1 pseudogene is annotated in these 598 nt (G+C 37.1%); it reads right to left on the bottom strand.

Going from position 1 to position 598, the window contains the following annotated elements:
• Positions 1-343: 343 nt before the first annotated feature.
• Positions 344-598 (bottom strand): annotated as a pseudogene (locus AC1DND_RS29085) (hypothetical protein); the annotation flags it as partial.

Raw genomic sequence — 598 nt, 5'->3', positions numbered from 1 at the left:
GGCGAAATACGCGCAGTTTTTACATGACAACTCTGAAATACAGATTGACGCTCAAAAATCGACCGGGAATACCTTGGTGTTAAAACTACCAAAGAAAAAACCCGACTTCGAAATCCCGGTAATCGAATTGACTTTAAATTAATCAATCCATATTAATTATTGGCCTGCAAGTTAAACCTTGCGGGCTTTTTTATTGATAACATTTAGACAGTTAATCTATTTGGCTGACCATTGGGATTTAAGGGAGTTAAGATTTTAGTTATCACGTATGCAATCAACCATGAATCTATAAACTATCAACCAATGTAGTAATGATCAATTACGAATGAACTAATGAACCGTTCTACGCTGATAAAAGTTCTCCCTGATTTAAGTTCGCATAAGCTTTAGCCTGCACCACATTACCTATAATAATAATAGCAGGATAAGTTAAGCCTGCCTGTTCAGCAGATTCCTGTAAATTTTGCACTGAACATACCACTTGTTTTTGGTTGGGCAAGGTAGCATGCTGAATAACTGCCGCAGGCATATCACCTAAGCCCGCATCACAATAAGCTTTAGAGATTTCGCCAACTTTTTTCATACCCATATATATAAC

Source organism: Pedobacter sp. 01N416 (assembly GCF_056399685.1).
Note: the sequence above shows the minus strand (reverse complement) of the source record. Positions and strands in the feature narration are given on the sequence as shown.